The organism is Variovorax sp. UC122_21, from assembly GCF_044056785.1.
Taxonomy (GTDB): Bacteria; Pseudomonadota; Gammaproteobacteria; order Burkholderiales; family Burkholderiaceae_C; genus Variovorax.
Genome location: NZ_CP172003.1, coordinates 1,842,904 through 1,858,715 on the forward strand (window position 1 = coordinate 1,842,904; position 15,812 = coordinate 1,858,715).

Sequence of the window (15,812 nt, forward strand, 5' to 3'; positions counted from 1 at the left end):
CAGGAGCTGGGGTTCCTGACGGCAATCCATCGCTTTGGGGATCGCACGCTCGAGAAATCGGAATGGCCAAGACAACTGAGAGATCAACGCTGGGGGACCCCGTCGACTCGATGCGGGAGTACCTTCGAATCGTCGATGCATGCGGGCTCGCCAGCGACGACGTATCGATGGAGAGGATTCCTGCCGCCGCGGCGAGCAAACTGTCCGAACCCTCAGGCGCGGCTCGGCGCCAGGCTGTTCCATCGCGCGCCACGCCGTATCGAGTTGACGGACAAGGGAATCCAGTATCTGGGCGATGCGCGAGCCCGCGTAGGCGAAGCGACCCTGCCCCACAGCGCCTCCTGGCAGGCCCGACGCGAAACGCAAGGTGTCGTCCGGCTGCGGGCGCCGATCGACTTCGCCGTTCATCAACTGACGAAGCATCTTCCACGCTTCAATGCCTTGTTCCCGCGCATTGCAATCGATGTCGATACGTCGGTGCATGCTGGACGGACGAAGTTGGGCGCAGACCTGCTCATCGCGCTGAGGCGGCATCCGCCCAGGGGCGACCATGACGTGCGAGGTCTGGCCCTGAGCAGGACGGTCATGTGTGCCGCGCCCGACTACCTCGATCGGCATGGCCGACCCAGTCATCCTCGCGAACTGGCCGACCATGCATTGCTCCTGCGGCCCGCGGCCGCGGGAAGCAGCCAGACGCTGAGTCTCCGTCGCGATGCCGCGGACTCCGATGGCGGTGCCGGGCATGTGCATCGATTCGATCCTGGGGTGAGAGCCGCGCTGAGCAGCTCGAACACCCATCTCTCCTATGCGGGTGCGTTGGCGGGATTGGGCGTGTGCTGCTTGCCTTCGTTCGTCATCGAGGATGCCTTGCTCGAAAGCGCGCTCGAGCGGGTGTTGCCGCAGTGGAGTCTTCCCGCCCGAACCGTGTGGCTCTGCATGCCTTCCAGCAAGGCGGCATCTTCGGCGGTGTGGCTCACGCATGAATATCTGCTCGCCATGTTCGGTGCGTCGGATGGCGATCCGTGGTTGAACAGCGAGAACGCCAATGGATGAGCGTCAGGGACGCACGACGCTTGCGGATGTTTGGACGTCCCGAACGAATCGCTCGAGAAACGGCGCGAACAGGTCGGGCCCACTCCAGAACGGCGCATGGCCAACGCCTCGCAGTCGATGGCACCGCGCTTCCCAAAGGTTGGCATAGGCGACCTCGTCGAAAAAATCGATGTTGACGAATGGATCGTCGGCGCCATTGACGACCGCAAGGGGAATTCCGCTGCTCTCCACCATGCGGCGCTGATCGATGCCTGCGCCCGCGTCCCGGGCCTTGAACAGAATTTCGCGCGATCTCCCATCGCAACGCGCTATCGCGTCGAGCAGGAAGGAGGGCGTCGGTTCGCCCGCCATGCCGCGCGCGAAATCCGCCCTCTCCGAAGCCGAAAGAAACCGCTTTCTGCCAAGGCCCGCGTGCGCGGCCGAAGTGAAGCCTCTGGCTGCCTGACCCGGCCCGATCGGCGGTGATCCGCAGACCATGACGCCACGCAGGTTCTGCAGCGTTGCCATCATCTCGATGGCGATATGGCCGCCCAAGGACCAGCCAACGACGATGGGGTTGCTCACCGAGATGAGTCGGCTGAGTTCGATGGCCGCGGCGGCGAAACCGGGTCGGGTGTAGGTGCGATAGGGGTCGATGGCATCGTCGGAGTCTCCGTGACCGGGCAAGTCGAAGGCGACGAGCCGGCAGCTGCGGGAAAGCGGCCCCAGCAACTGGTGCTCGAAAACTTTTGCGCAGGAAGAATTGCCGTGGATGCAACATCACCGTGGTCTCGCCCTTGCCGATCTCGGCGACGGCGATGTTCCCGTGCGACGTGCCGACGCGGTAGCGCAGCAATGCTGATTGGTGCATCGACTCGATCACTGGCTGTGCATGGATGATTTTCATTGGATCGCTTTTTCAAAAGGGGATGCCCGATGAGACGCCATCCGCGAGCGCGCTGCGGCCCGCGCAGCGAAGCGATATGCGAACAAGCGAACCCATGCGATGCGGACTGCAATACAGCCTTTTGCATCTCCTGAGTTTTCGCGAGGATTCCATCGCAAGGATGTGAGCCTGCCCGCTGCCCGATCCGCCTAGCATCGTCCGGCCCGATAGAACGGAAGAAGAGGATTGCTTTGATCTTGCTGCTTGCAATGGCGTGCCTGCGCGGCGACGAACGCGATGGCGATGTCACCCGTGCGGTGCGGGCCGGCGACATCCATGACGCGCTGCGCATCGGCCTCACGCGGCTCGAGCGGGCCTGCGCGCACCGGATCCGAACCGATGGGCGGCACTGGGCCAGCTCATGGGCCAGGCCTTGCTCGCGGCAGGGCGCGAGGAGCATGCCGAGGAACTGTTCCAGAGTCAGCTTCGCCTCTACCGGAGACTTCCGCGGGACCAGGCGCGCTGGTTTTCCTCGATGGACCGCGGCTGCCTGCTTCTTTCTCTCAACAGGCTCGGCCGAGCCGCGGAGTGCTTCAACGTCGTCGCCGACAGCAAGGATGCGCCCGCGATGCTGCGCGTGGAGGCACTGTCCGGCCTTGGCGAGGCGGTGCAGGGCATCGGGAGAACGGCGCCGCGCCTCGCGAACACTTGCGCTTGCCGCGGATCTGGCAGTTCATGTCGGCCCTGCGTGGCGGCAATTGATCGAAGTCGCCGGCCTCGAGCTGGAAATGACCAGCCAGCTGCGCCGCTTCGAAGAGCCCGGGATGGACATGTGTCGCCCCGCAGGATCGGAGATGTCTGCGCGGCGATTGCGAACGGCTTCGGCTGGATTGTCGGCAACGCCCCTGATATCGCGCCGGCTCGACTTCCCTCGCCGCGCTGGCGGATCCGGCGATCGAATCGATGGCCGGAGTGGCGCGGATGTCTGACGAACTGAACTGGTGGCGCGATCGACGCATCGGCCGGGTGGAAGAGGCCGCCCGCGTCGAGGCGGCGCTCGTGCTTGTCGATCGAGGGCGGGCGCACGCGGCGATCGATGTGCTCGGGCCGCTGGCGACCGACGCCGCGCGCCATCGGGATCATCGCCATGCGATGGAGTTGGCGTACTGTGCCTCGAGCTGGATGCGATGCAGGGCAAGCATGCGGAGGCATTGCGTTCTTTCCGGCAGTACGCAGCCCAGGCCATGTCGAGGCTGCGTTGCGAGCTGCACCGGCTGCCGTATTCGCGCTTCCTGGAACGTCGAAGAGCGCGCCTGCGAAGCGGGCGCTGATTTTCTGCGCTTGCCGACGCGCTACCGCCGGGCTTACCAGTTCATGCTCGATCACCTGGACGAGAGCACCTTGACGATTCGGCGTGTGGCGGCACACATCGAAGTCACCGAACGCGCGCTGCAGATGGCGTTCCGGACGCATCTCGGCTCTCCCGGCCAACTTATTCGGCAACTTCGCATGGCGGGCCTGCGGGCCGAACTTCAGCAGTCGCCGGGCCGCGAAAGCATTGCCGCCGTGGCGCAACGTTGGGGGAGTAGCCCATCGCTCGACCCTGGCAAGGAACTCACCGCGAGCATTTCGATGAGGCCCCGACGGACACGCCACCTGGCCTGGCTTGGCACGAGGATGCCAGCTAGGCCGCTGGCCGCGCGCTCTACAGCTGGCAGCCTGTAGCCGATCCCTAGACCGTCTGGATCCGGAGTCGGTGGCAGGCGTGCGAAGTACCCGCACCGAGCTTGCGCCGCAGCTTGTAGACATGCTGCTCGAGCGCGCGCTTGCCGATGTCCGCGGAGCGGCCCGATCTCGGCGCACAGGGTGCGCAGGTCGACCACTCTGCCGAAGTTCTCGAAGAGCATCCAGGCAAGCGCAAACTCGCGCGACGTGAGGCCTGTCTCGCCGGATGGCGAGACGAGCGTCTGCGTGCCGGCATGCAGTTCATGGGGTCCGACACGCAGCGACTCGGGGCGACCTCTTGCCTGGGCTTTGACCCGCGCGCGCAGCCGGCAGATCAGCCATCTGCATCGACATCGACGATGGCATAGTCGGTGCGCGCCCTTCTGCAGCGCCAGGGCCATGCGGCTGGGTCCCGAGGCCCGACGACGATGCATGGAACTTGCACCAGCCGGTCGGCCTGGAGGCTTGCGAGCCAGCCGTCGAGATGGTCTGCATGGTCTTCGAGCAATACCGCCCCGAATTCCGCTCTCTGCAGGGCGATCTTCAAGGGCGCAGGCGCCTGGAAGTGGGTCACATGGATGTCCGCTTCTTCCAGGAGGATCGCCGTCAAGGCGGTGGATGCGGACACATGACTCACGACCGCAACATTCATTGCTTGCTGCTTCCTCCAGCCCGGGGGGTCGATGTCATTGCCTGAGCGGGCATTGCGTCGTGGGTCCACTTTCCATCTCGCAAGCTCAGCACGCCAGCGCCCGCATGGTCCCGTATCGATTGCCCGCGCGCGCGGCTTCGGCGGTGGAGCGCATGACGTCGGCCCGGCTCGACTGGTGGACGCGGACGGCCGAGTGGACAGCGTAGGACGCCTCTCCCGCGTCGGGAGACCTGGCTGCCGTGCGCGCTTCGGCCGAAACGGCAGCGCGAGGCCGCTCCGATCGTATGTGGGTCACGCCCTCATAGGTCTGGCCTTCGCGAGGCCGATGAATCCGAAGATGGAAAGAACGATGCTCAAGGTTCGCTGGGTGGTCATTGATTTGTTCCAGGAGGTGGATGAAGGATGGATGGAGGGACTCAGATGCCGTGGCTCGCGCGGATTTCCTCGACCGCACGTTCCCCGATGACGACGCAAGGTGCCATGGTGTTGCCGCTCGTGACGTGGGGCATGATGGATGCGTCCGCGATTCGCAGACCTTCGACGCCATACACCCGGAGCTTTCCGTCGACCACGGACATTGCGTCACGGCCCATCTTGGCCGTGCACGACTGGTGCCAGTAGGTCACGGCGGCATTGCGCGCATAGTTCTCCAGCGATTTCGCATCCAGCTTCCCCGGAAGACTTTCGCCCTTGACCAGGCCCTTGAACGATGCCTGGGCACCGAGCTCCCGCACGAACCGGATGTTCTCCAGGGCGCCGCGCAGGTCGGCCGGGTCCGACAAGGTGTTCGGCTGGACGATCGGAGCGTCGTTCACACGCGGCCCCGACAGCGTGACGCGGCCGCGGCTCTCGGGGTGCGCGAGGCCGGCGAACATGGTCCAGCCATGTGACGGAACGCCAAGCGAGGCATTCTCCGCGCTGGGTACCGGGAACTCGACCTGGCAATGGAACATGTCCGGCAGCCGCAGCCCGCTCGAGCTGCTCCAGTAGAGCGTTGCCTCGGAGCCGCCATGGCCCACGGGCTGCGGCGTCTCGTATTCGAAGATGACTGCGAACGACACGTGGTCCTGGTGGTTGGCGCCGACGCCCGGCAGGTGCTGGACGATGGGGATGCCGTGGCGGCGCAGCTCTTCCTCGGGACCGATGCCCGATTGCATCAGGACTTTGGGCGTGTTCACCGCGCCGAGCGAGAGCACCACCTCCTTGTGCGCGCAGAAGCGCTGCGTCCGGCCGTCCTTCACGGTCTCCACGCCGATGACCCGTTTGCCGTCGAACACCAGGCGGCTGACGAGGGTGTCGGTCAGAACGGTGAGATTGGATTGACCACGTCGTGGATGCACGTAGGCGCGGTAGATGGAATTGCGCTTCCCGTTCTTGACGATCAGGTCGTTGATCGCGGCACCTCCACGGCCCTCCATCATTTCTCCGTTGGGATTGTCGAAGGTCGGGATGCCCAGATCCTTGGCGGCGCGGATCATGGCGTGGGCGATCGGCTCGGGGTTCCCGGGCGGGACCGACGTGAACCGGGCCCCCGGTGCCGCGACGGGCGGCATCGGGCGTGCCCCAGTAGTCCTCGACGCGCTGGTAGATCTTCAGCACGGACTCGTAGCCCCAGGCCGGGTCACCGCTCTCGCTCGCGAAGTCTTCCCAATCGTTCTTGTGGCCGCGGGCCCAGAGCATGACGTTGACGCTGGAGCCGCCGCCGAGGCCGCGACCCATGTTCAAGGGAATCTGCCGGTTGTTGACATGCGGGTTGGGAGCCCCCGCGAAATTCCAGTCGCGATCGCTGCCGAGATTCAGTGGCCAGTTACCGGGCTCGAGCACATTCGGATGCTCGTCATCGCCACCGGCTTCGATGAGCAGGACGCGCGCCTCCGGGTTTTCGGCCAGCCGGCCGGCAACCACGGAACCCGCGGTGCCGGCACCACAGACGATGAAATCGTAGTGGGCGTCGGGAGCTGTCTGAGGAATGGCAGGGGTGTGAGGGCGTTCGTTGGTCGAGGTCATGGTTGGTAGTGCTGAAGGGTTGGACTCACCTCTCGCGACGGGCGAAGGGTAGGCGTGAGTATCTTTCAAAATTATCAAAACTATCAAATTTGCACGAATAAACGACCAATTGGGACGGTCTTTGCAATACATTCGATTGACATAAAGCGCGCTCGCTTAAGCTTCGGGTGTCGCGGATCCCGTGAACAACCCCTACTTTTCGTGATCGAGCCAGATGGAAGACAGCGTCCTGACAACCACGGAGACCGCCAAGCTGCTTGGCATATCCGTTCGTACGGCCCAGCTCCTGATCGAAAGCGGCAGGCTCCCGTCCTGGAAAACGCCGGGGGGACACAGGCGTGTTCACCGGTCCGACGTGGACCTTCTGATGGACCAGTCCCATGCGGCCGGGCATGCCGGCTCGGCAATGGTCCTCGTCGTGACGACAGCGGAGCGGGCACCGCTCTTTCGCCAGCTGTTCGCGAAGATCGGCCATGTGGTGCCTCAGTTCGTGACCAGCACCTGGACGGCCGCGGTGGTCGCGGGAAACCGGCCACCCGCCATCGTCGTGGTGGACCTCGAGGGCTGGAGAAGCGAGGGCGTGGCGCTCTTGCAGAGCATCGCGATGGACAGCCGGCTCAAGAACACGGACTTTCTCGCGGTCCTTCGCGAAGGCGAGACGCTCGATGAGCCACTGCCTTCGAATGTGCGTCTCGAGTCACGCAAGACGCTGGCAAGCGTGATCAAGCTCCTGGTGGACGATCCTCGCGATCTGCTCGCCAAGGTTTCGGCCGCTGATTTCCCGGTCGCACCCAACGAGGCGAGCCGGCTGCAGGCCGTGCAGCGCTCGGGCCTCGTGGCAACGCCGGCCGAAGCGGCATTCGATCGAGTGACCTGGCTCGCGGCGGAGGGACTCAAGAGCCCGATCGCGCTGATGACCGTTCTCACGCCCGATCTGCAATGGTTCAAGTCCCGGCAAGGGCTTGACCTGGTCGACACCCCCCGAAGCTGGGCGTTTTGCAATCACACGGTGCTCCAGACGGGTGTCTTCGAAGTCGACGATCTGGCTGCGCATTCGAGCTTCTCGCAGAACCCCGCGGTAGCCCAGGCGCCGTACTTCCGGTTCTACGCGGGAGCGCCCGTCTACGATCCCGATGGCTTCGCCCTGGGATCGATCTGCATCATCGATTTTCATCCGCGCAAGCTGGACAAAAGCCAGCGACGCGTCCTGCTGGAACTCGCGGCGATCGCATCAGACGAAGTGAAGCTCCGGGACGCGATCGCCAAGACCTAGCAGGTCCGCGGAGCGGCTGGGGGCTGGTCGGGCCCGCGTGAGCGCATTCATCGTCTGGGACGCAGCCGCACGGGCATCTGGCTCGGCATCACGGTGAAGGCGTTGATCTCCTCGATCGCGTCGGGCGCGCACGCCAGCTCGATCCGGAAATTCCTCAGCAGGGTCGTCAGTACCAGCCGCATCTGCACGCTTGCGAGATGGCGACCCGGGCAAACGCGTGGCCCGGCACCAAACTGCACAAAGGCTCGGGGCTCGTGCGCAATCCCCTCCCTGCGTTCGAGCCAGCGTCGCGGGTCGAAGCGCAGCGGATCGTGAAAGTTCGACGCATCGACCATGGCCGGGCCCGTGATGAAGTACGCGATGCAGTCCGGTGTGAGCTCGACGCCATCGAGCACCGTCGTCGAAGTCGGCGTGAATGAAAGCATGCCCACCACGGGCTGCAGGCGCTGAGACTCGGTCACCACGGCCTCGAAGAGGTCGAAGTGCTTCAGCAACCCATAGTCGGCGCAGACCACGTCCTGGCCCATCAGCGTGCTCGCTTGAACGGCCAGCTCCTCCTGCAAGGCCGTGTCCGCGCAAAGACGGGGAATGGACCACGCCAGGGAGTGGGCGGTCGTGTCTTCGCCCGCCAGCAACAGCGTCAGCACGTTGGCCGCGATGGCATCGTCGGACAGCGACCGGGCGTCGCCGCCCTCCGCGGATGCGTGCGACTGCGCCATCAGCATGGACTGCAGCAGGTTCGTGGCGGGGTGCGCGGGATTCGCCAGAATCTCTTGGCGCGCGTGGTCGATGAGGCCGCGGACGAAGCCATGGACCTCATCGAGCGCCGCATCCAGCGCGCGATCTTGCGGCAGCTTGAACCAGTTCCAGTACGGCAGCGGCGCGAGCAACCGTTTCATGAACATCGGGAAGATCTTTTTCAGGTGCTGCTGAATGCGGTCCGGGCCCTGTTCCATGGTGTCGGGGTCCGAGCCGAATGCGAGGGCGCAGACGGTATCCACGGTGAAGCCGGTGAGTTCTTCCAGCAAATCCACGACCTGGTCTTCGTCGCTCAGTCGCGCGAGCCGTCGATGCAGGCGCAGCGCGATCGTGCGCATGACAGGAAAGAACGCCGGAAAGTGCGTTCCGTTCAGGGCCTGCATCACCATCCTGCGTTGAGGCAACCAGGCCGCGCCCTCGGCGGCGAACAGACCGCCGATGCGCATCTGATCCAGGACCTCCGAAATGCGCCCTCCGCGGCGAAATCGCTCGGGCCGGTCGCGCATCAACTGTTGGGCGACATGGTGGCTGTCCCAGACCACGACCTGTTTCGGGCCCAGCTTCAGACGGAAGGGCGTGCCATGCTCGGCCGCCCATCGCTCGAACTGCCGGCGAGCCTTGGAGGGATCGATCTGCCAAGCGTTGCCAAGGATGGGAATGCCCTCGGGGCCGGGCAGGTCGGAAACGGCGCGAATGCGTTCCGACGTGTTCGCGGCAGGGGGCTTGCGGATATCGGATGTCATTTTCTTCGGGGAGTGAGTTCAACGCGCACCTGGCGGTCACCGCGGTCGACCGGATGGGATTCGAGAGATGACCAGGGACAGAAGCAGACGAGGAAGCCCGACGAGTCACAGTCCGGCCATTGGAAAGGCAGGACGAGCCGAAGGCCGAAGGCTCTGCGAAGTTTCGGGCGGCAATGCGAAGTTCGCAATGCCTGCACCCCCCCTTCGTTGCACGGCCGCCGGGACCGTCGCGCAAGCCTACTCCCCCAGGTACGCCGCGCGCACCTTCGGATCGCTGAGCAGCCCCTTGGCATCGCCCGACATGGTGATCAGGCCCGACTCCATCACGTAGCCGCGGTCGGCCAGCTGCAGCGCGCGGTTGGCGTTCTGCTCGACCAGCAGGATGGTCACGCCCTGCGCGGCCACGGCCTGCACCACCTCGAAGATCTTGTCGCACATGATCGGCGACAGGCCCATGGTGGGTTCGTCCAGCAGCAGCACCTTGGGGCGCGCCATCAGCGCGCGGCCCATGGCCAGCATCTGCTGCTCGCCGCCCGACATCGTGCCGGCCAGCTGGTCCTTGCGCTCGCGCAGCCGCGGGAAGGTCACGAACACGCGCTCCATGTCGCTCGCGATGCCGGCCTTGTCCTTGCGGATGTAGGCGCCGATCTGCAGGTTCTCGGTGATCGTCATGCGCGTGAACACGCCGCGGCCCTCGGGCACCATCACCAGGCCCTCGCCCACCAGGTCCCAGGCGCCGCGGCCCTTGATGCTGCGGCCCAGGAACTCGATGTCGCCCGCGCCCGCGGGCAGCGTGCCGGTGATCGCCTTCATGGTGGTGGTCTTGCCCGCGCCGTTGGAGCCGATCAGCGAGACCAGCTCGCCCTCGCGCACCTCGAAGTCCACGCCCTTGACGGCCTGGATGCCGCCATAGCCCACCTTCAGGCCGCTGACCTTGAGCAACACCTTGCCCGCGGCCTTGCGTTGCGAAGCGCCCGCCGCGACTTCCTCTTGGGTTTGCACTGCTGCGCTCATCTCAATGTCCTCCGGTGCCGAGGTAAGCCTCGATCACCTTTTCGTTCTTCTGTACGTCCGCCGGCGTGCCTTCGGCGATCTGCTTGCCGTAGTCGAGCACCGTGACGCGATCGCACAGGCCCATGATCAGCTTCACGTCGTGCTCGATGATCAGGATCGTGCGGTCGTCGCGGCGGATGCGGTCGATCAGCTCGCGCAGCTGGACCTTCTCGGTCATGTTCATGCCGGCCGCGGGCTCGTCCAGCGCGATGAGCTGCGGGTCGGTGGCCAGGGCGCGCGCGATCTCCAGGCGGCGCTGGTCGCCGTAGCTCAGCGTGCGCGCCTTGTAGTCGGCGAACTTGCCGATGCCCACGTAGTCGAGCAGTTCCTGCGCGCGTTGCGCAATGGCTTTCTCTTTCGGCCTTGAAGGAGCTGGTGCGCAGCATCGCGCCGACCACGCCGGAGCGGGTGCGGATGTGGCGACCGACCATCACGTTCTCGAGCGCCGTCATCTCGGCGAACAGGCGGATGTTCTGGAAGGTGCGCGCGATGCCGGCCTTGGCCACCTCGTGCACGGCCGTGGGCTGGTAGGGCTTGCCGGCGAGCTCGAAGCTGCCGCTGTCGGGCGTGTAGAGCCCGGTGATGACGTTGAAGAAGGTGGTCTTGCCGGCGCCGTTCGGGCCGATCAGGCCATAGACCTGGCCGCGCTGGATGGTGATGCCGACGTCGGACAGGGCCTGCAGGCCGCCGAAGCGCTTGGAGATGCCGCGAACGTCGAGGATGGTGTCTGCCTTGCTCATGGGATGCGTCTCCTCGCTCACGGATTGATCGACATGGGACGCGAGGCCGCACCGGGCAGCTCGTCGGCCGGGGTGTCGACGCCCGGTGCGTGGGTCTGCAGCGAGCCCGGCGCCACGGCGGCATGGGCCGGATCGACCGGCACGCCGCCCTTGCGCTGGAGCGTCTTGCCGTGCTCGGGCGAGGGCCACAGGCCGCGCGGGCGCACCAGCATGATGACGATCATGGCCAGCGCGATGAACAGCTGGCGCAGGATGGAAGCGTCGAGGCGCCCGTCGGTCAGCGCCTGCAGCGGGCCGGCGACATAGCGCAGCACCTCGGGCAGGGCCGCCAGCAGCACGGCACCCAGGATCACGCCGGGCAGGTGGCCGATGCCGCCGAGCACGACCATGGCGACGATCATCACCGACTCCATGAGGCTGAACGACTCGGGCGAGACGAAGCCCTGGAAGGCCGCGAACATGGAACCCGACACGCCGCCGAAGCTCGCGCCCATGCCGAAGGCCAAGAGCTTCATGTTGCGGGTGTTGATGCCCATCGCCTTGGCGGCGATCTCGTCCTCGCGGATCGCCATCCAGGCGCGGCCGATGCGCGAGACCTGCAGGCGGTGCGAGATCACGATGGTGACCACCACCAGCGCGAGGAACAGGTAGTAGTACAGCGTGACCGAGGAGATGGTGAAGCCGTCGAACTTCCAGGCCTTGCCGAGGTCCAGGCCCCAGAACTTAATCGAGTCGATCGAGGTGATGCCCTTGGGACCGTTCGTGATGTTGATCGGCTGGTCGAGGTTGTTCAGGAACACGCGGATGATTTCGCCGAAGCCCAGCGTGACGATGGCGAGGTAGTCGCCGCGCAGCTTGAGCGTGGGCGCCCCCAGCAGCACGCCGAGCAGCGCCGCGAACACGAAGGCCAGCGGTATCACGATCAGCAGCGAGGTGTGCAGGCCGTTCGGGAAGGTGGCCTTGAACCACTCGAAGGTCTCCGACAGGTGGCCCGAGCCCATGAGGGCGTAGAGGTAGGCGCCGACCGCGAAGAAGGCGACGTAGCCCAGGTCGAGCAGGCCGGCATAGCCGACCACGATGTTCAGGCCCAGTGCGAGCAGCACGTAGAGCAGTGCGATGTCGGCGATGCGCACCCAGGCATTGCCCTGGCTTTGCAGCAGCAGCGGCAGCGCGAGCACGGCGATGACGCCGACCAGGTAGAGCGCGAGGTTCTTGCTGTTCTTCATGATGGCAAGCTCCTTCAGGCGCGATCGGCCACGCGTTCGCCGAGCAGGCCGGCCGGGCGCAGCGTGAGCATCACGATCAGCACGATGAACGCGAAGATGTCGCTGTAGTTGCTGCCGAGCACGCCACCGGTGAGGGTGCCGATGTAGCCCGAGCCGATGGCTTCGATGAGCCCCAGCAGCAGGCCGCCGACGACCGCGCCCGCGAGGTTGCCGATGCCGCCGAACACGGCCGCGGTGAAGGCCTTGAGGCCGGGCAAAAAGCCCATCGCGTGCTGCGCGATGCCGTAGTTGGAGGCGTACATCACGCCCGCGATGGCCGCGAGCACGGCACCGATGATGAAGGTGGCCGAGATGACCATGTCGGGGCGAATGCCCATCAGCGCGGCCACGCGCGGGTTCTCGGCGGTGGCGCGCATCGCGCGGCCGAGCTTCGTGTAATTGACCAGCCACATGAGGATGGCCAGCGAGACGGCCGTGACGCCGAGGATCATCACCTGCGTCGGCGAGATGACGGCGCCGGCGATGTGGATGGGGTCCGAGGGCAGCAGGGTCGGGTAGGCCTTGTTGGTGGGCTTCCAGATGATCATCGCCAGCGTCTGCAGCAGGATCGACATGCCGATGGCGGTGATCAGCGGTGCGAGCTTGGGCGAGTTGCGCAGCGGCCGGTAGGCGACCTTCTCGATCACGAAGTTCAGCGTGGCGGCGACGACGCACGCGATGACCAGCGCGATGATCAATATCAGCCAGCCCGGCGTGCCGGGCATCGACGACTGCATGAGCCCGATGATGGACCAGCTCGTGAGCGCCCCCACCATGAGCACTTCACCGTGCGCGAAATTGATCAGATTGATGATGCCGTACACCATGGTGTAGCCCAAGGCTATCAAGGCGTACATGCTGCCGAGAACCAGACCGTTGATGATCTGTTGGAAAAACTGCTCCATGAAGTCTCCGGGCGCACCCGACGATGCGCTTTTTCTTTTAGTGTTGGAATCGATCCTCTCGCTCGATCGCTCTGCATGGCAGAGGTGGGAGAAGGAGTCGAATCGATGCGCTCAGCCGTTCGCACCGATGCGCGGCCGGCGCCTGGCCGAGGCGTGTGCCGCTCAGACGCGAGTCATGCCGATGACGGCCTGGGTGGCGGCACTCATGGCCTGTTCCACGACCTGTTCCTTCCATGCGAGGGTGTCCGTGTAGAACGCATCCCGGATCTGATGTTTGACGATCCGTCGTTGCTCGCTCGAGCAATCCGGATGGTTCTCGAGCCATTGGTCGGCGCGCAGCGCATCGATCATCTCGTCGATGGCGACCGTTCCGAACTCGAGGCCCATCGCCGTGTACTCGGCATGCGGGCATTCTTCATGCGGGGCGTGCCAGAGCAGGCCCTGGAGCGGGGCGGAGGTGGAGCTGCCATCGTCCAGCTGGGTCACGTCCTTTCCCCACCATGACCTGGCCCTCGCGATGCTTGCATCGTCGTGCCGGCAGCCGAAGATCTTCTCGCCCACGCCGCTCGGTCCCAGGCCCGTATGGATGTCGATCCATGCCAGCTTCGAAGCCTTCGACGCATGCTCGCGAAGAAGCTGGCGTACGACGAGGTTGTTCCAGGTCGGCGCGTTCCCGCCGTAGAAGATGCCGTCCGGATGCCGATACTGCCCGCCGGACGCGGCGGCCTGGTAGGCGGCATGGCCGTGGGCTTTAACATAGCGATCGAGCGCCAGCGCAACCTCGGGTGCCGGGGGCCAGCTGTCCGGCACCAGCCAGTCCGCGATCTCGTCGTAGCCCTCGTTGGGCGGAAGTGCCGCGCTGAAATCGATGAAGTTGCGATTGAGGTCGACGTTCTCGTGCGTCGTGCGCCGCCACCAGGAAAACCCATGGGGATTGAGTGCGTGGACATAGAGCACGGCAACGCCTGCCTGCTTGGCGAAGCGCTGCCACTGCATGTCGCGCAGCATGAACGACTGGATGCCCGACCCGCAGAAGCCTTCGACGCCGTGGCATCCACTGCTGATGATCAGCAGGCTGGTCGCCTCCGGAGCGCCGGACCTCGCGATGTCCATCGCGAGCAACTCTCCGTCGCGTCCGCGCTTCGGATGCTCTCTACATTGAAGCGGCAGTCCTGCTTCGTCGGATGCGAGCAAGAATTTCCCCGCGTGCTTCTTCGTAGGTCTGTGAAAAGTGCTGCTCGATGGCCGAAGTCATGAATGAAAAGCCTTTGTTCTCTTGAAGCGCAAGCCGCTCGGGACTCGAGCGCTGCTAGATGCACGCGATGGCCATCAAGTCGCGGATCTGGGCGGCGGTCAGCGCGTTGGAGGGGACTGCACGGTCCAGTTCCAGCCTGGCAGGAAGAAGGAGCGCCGCGCCCGTCAATTCGATCCGACGCCGGCTGATGTCGTTCAGCAGCAGGCTCAGCAGCATCCGCACGCGCTGGCCGCCCTCATCCGCTCCACAGGTTGAGAGGAGGCGCTCGATCACGTCGTTCCAGGACGTGATGAGCTCCTGAATGGACTGGTCGAGGGCCTCTATCGATGCGGCATCCAGTGGTTTCACCTCGACGCTCCTTGAAGTGACGCTGCCAGGAAGGCCAGCACGTGCTCGGTGCTGTGGATCAGCCGTTGCGGAACAGGAAGCTGTAGGCGTTGAGCGCCGGCACGCCGCCCAGGTGCGCATACAGCACCTTCGAGCCGGCCGGGAATTCGCCCAGGCGCACCTTCTCGATCATCCCGTGCATCGACTTGCCCTCGTACACCGGGTCGGTCAGCATGCCCTCGAAGCGCGCGCTCAGGCGGATCGCCTCCAGCGTGCCCTCGTTCGGCAGGCCGTACTCGGGGCCGCCGAAGCGGCGGTCGAGCACCACGTCCTGCTCGGTGATGTCGCGGCCCAGCTCGACCAGTTCGGCCGTGTTGCGCGCGATGCGCAGGATCTGTTCGAAGGTCTGCTGCGGCTTGGCCGAGGCGTCGATGCCGATCACGCGGTCGGCCCGGCCGTCCGCCGCGAAGCCGACAACCATGCCGGCCTGCGTGCTGCCGGTCACGGCGCAGACCACGATGTAGTCGAACTTGAAGCCGAGCTCGGCTTCCTGTTGCCGCACCTCTTCGGCGAAGCTGACAAACCCCAGGCCGCCCAGCGGATGCTCGGAACAGCCCGCGGGGATCGGGAACGGCTTGCCGCCGGCGGCGCGCACGTCCTCCATCGCCTGTTCCCAGCTCTTGCGGATGCCGATGTCGAAGCCGGCCGCGTCGAGCCGCACGTCGGCGCCCATGATGCGCGACATCTCGATGTTGCCCACGCGGTCGTACACCGCGTCGGAGTAGTTGACCCAGTTCTCCTGCACCAGCACGCACTTCAGGCCCAGGTGCGCGGCCACCGCGGCCACCTGGCGGGTCTGGTTCGACTGGATGCCGCCGATCGACACCAGCGTGTCGTAGCCACCCTCGAGCGCCTCGGGGATCAGGTACTCGAGCTTGCGCGTCTTGTTGCCGCCGAAGGCGAGGCCGCTGTTGCAGTCCTCGCGCTTCGCATAGAGCTCGACCTTGCCGCCGAGGTGGGCGCTCAGGCGCTTGAGCGGATGGATCGGCGTCGGGCCGAAGGTCAGTGGATAGCGTGGGAACTTGTTCAGATTCATGGCCATGACTTGGGTTGGTTGAAAGTGGATCCGTGCATCTCGTTCGCGAAGCACGCATGCATCGCGCACACCTCGATACCAAACAGCGGACGAT

The 15,812-nt window shown here is 65.3% G+C and carries 14 protein-coding genes and 2 pseudogenes; 3 read left to right on the plus strand and 13 right to left on the minus strand.

Translation table 11 applies throughout. The features are described 5' to 3' along the window. Positions 1-264: 264 nt before the first annotated feature. Positions 265-1,053 (plus strand): substrate binding domain-containing protein, encoded by a 789-nt coding sequence (locus ACHMXE_RS09490; RefSeq protein ID WP_395345823.1) that lies wholly within the window; start codon positions 265-267, stop codon positions 1,051-1,053. Positions 1,054-1,056: 3 nt separating this feature from the next. Here ACHMXE_RS09490 and ACHMXE_RS09495 read toward each other — a convergent pair whose 3' ends face one another. Together ACHMXE_RS09495 and ACHMXE_RS09500 are read right to left on the minus strand one after the other, a co-directional pair. Further along, the gene (locus tag ACHMXE_RS09495; protein WP_395345824.1) at positions 1,057-1,764 is read right to left on the minus strand and encodes an alpha/beta fold hydrolase; all 708 of its coding nucleotides are present in this window, start codon (positions 1,762-1,764) and stop codon (positions 1,057-1,059) included. A 363-nt stretch (positions 1,765-2,127) separates the two neighbouring features. Continuing rightward, the gene (locus tag ACHMXE_RS09500; protein WP_395345825.1) at positions 2,128-2,328 is read right to left on the minus strand and encodes a hypothetical protein; all 201 of its coding nucleotides are present in this window, start codon (positions 2,326-2,328) and stop codon (positions 2,128-2,130) included. A gap of 571 nt (positions 2,329-2,899) precedes the next feature. Between ACHMXE_RS09500 and ACHMXE_RS09505 the strand changes: the two genes are divergently transcribed. After that, positions 2,900-3,643 carry a hypothetical protein gene (locus tag ACHMXE_RS09505; protein WP_395345826.1) on the plus strand — a complete coding sequence of 248 codons (744 nt, stop codon included), beginning with the start codon at positions 2,900-2,902 and terminating at the stop codon, positions 3,641-3,643. Between the two features lie 334 nt (positions 3,644-3,977). Here the strand turns inward: ACHMXE_RS09505 and ACHMXE_RS09510 are convergent, their stop codons facing one another. From ACHMXE_RS09510 to ACHMXE_RS09520, 3 genes and pseudogenes are all read right to left on the minus strand, one after another. Continuing rightward, complete coding sequence (locus ACHMXE_RS09510; protein ID WP_395345827.1) at positions 3,978-4,295, minus strand: hypothetical protein; 318 nt, start codon at positions 4,293-4,295, stop codon at positions 3,978-3,980. Positions 4,296-4,711: 416 nt separating this feature from the next. Next, positions 4,712-5,248: a GMC oxidoreductase gene (locus tag ACHMXE_RS09515; RefSeq protein ID WP_395347335.1), complete on the minus strand. Its 537-nt coding sequence runs from the start codon at positions 5,246-5,248 to the stop codon at positions 4,712-4,714. Between the two features lie 165 nt (positions 5,249-5,413). Beyond that, positions 5,414-6,434 (minus strand): annotated as a pseudogene (locus ACHMXE_RS09520) (GMC family oxidoreductase); the annotation flags it as partial. 82 nt (positions 6,435-6,516) lie between these two features. Between ACHMXE_RS09520 and ACHMXE_RS09525 the strand changes: the two are divergent. Next, positions 6,517-7,575, plus strand: a complete 1,059-nt coding sequence (locus tag ACHMXE_RS09525; RefSeq protein WP_203207724.1) for a helix-turn-helix domain-containing protein — start codon at positions 6,517-6,519, stop codon at positions 7,573-7,575. Between the two features lie 47 nt (positions 7,576-7,622). On the opposite strand, the gene ACHMXE_RS09530 is transcribed toward ACHMXE_RS09525, so the two are convergent. From ACHMXE_RS09530 to ACHMXE_RS09565, 8 genes and pseudogenes are all read right to left on the minus strand, one after another. Beyond that, entirely contained in the window at positions 7,623-9,077 is a 1,455-nt protein-coding gene (locus tag ACHMXE_RS09530) for a cytochrome P450 (RefSeq protein ID WP_395345828.1), read from the minus strand. Positions 9,078-9,314: 237 nt separating this feature from the next. Then, entirely contained in the window at positions 9,315-10,091 is a 777-nt protein-coding gene (locus ACHMXE_RS09535) for an ABC transporter ATP-binding protein (RefSeq protein WP_057595015.1), read from the minus strand. Between the two features lies 1 nt (position 10,092). Then, a pseudogene (locus ACHMXE_RS09540) lies at positions 10,093-10,870 on the minus strand (ABC transporter ATP-binding protein). Positions 10,871-10,887: 17 nt separating this feature from the next. Beyond that, positions 10,888-12,096: a branched-chain amino acid ABC transporter permease gene (locus tag ACHMXE_RS09545; RefSeq protein WP_203204746.1), complete on the minus strand. Its 1,209-nt coding sequence runs from the start codon at positions 12,094-12,096 to the stop codon at positions 10,888-10,890. A 14-nt stretch (positions 12,097-12,110) separates the two neighbouring features. Beyond that, positions 12,111-13,040: a branched-chain amino acid ABC transporter permease gene (locus ACHMXE_RS09550; RefSeq protein WP_203207722.1), complete on the minus strand. Its 930-nt coding sequence runs from the start codon at positions 13,038-13,040 to the stop codon at positions 12,111-12,113. Positions 13,041-13,202: 162 nt separating this feature from the next. Continuing rightward, a complete protein-coding gene (locus ACHMXE_RS09555) occupies positions 13,203-14,234 on the minus strand; it encodes a M14 family metallopeptidase (protein ID WP_395345829.1) in 1,032 nt (343 codons plus the stop codon). Between the two features lie 115 nt (positions 14,235-14,349). Next, positions 14,350-14,643 carry a hypothetical protein gene (locus tag ACHMXE_RS09560; RefSeq protein ID WP_395345830.1) on the minus strand — a complete coding sequence of 98 codons (294 nt, stop codon included), beginning with the start codon at positions 14,641-14,643 and terminating at the stop codon, positions 14,350-14,352. 58 nt (positions 14,644-14,701) lie between these two features. Then, positions 14,702-15,718, minus strand: a complete 1,017-nt coding sequence (locus ACHMXE_RS09565; protein ID WP_203207719.1) for a 1-aminocyclopropane-1-carboxylate deaminase — start codon at positions 15,716-15,718, stop codon at positions 14,702-14,704. Between the last annotated feature and the right edge of the window lie 94 nt (positions 15,719-15,812).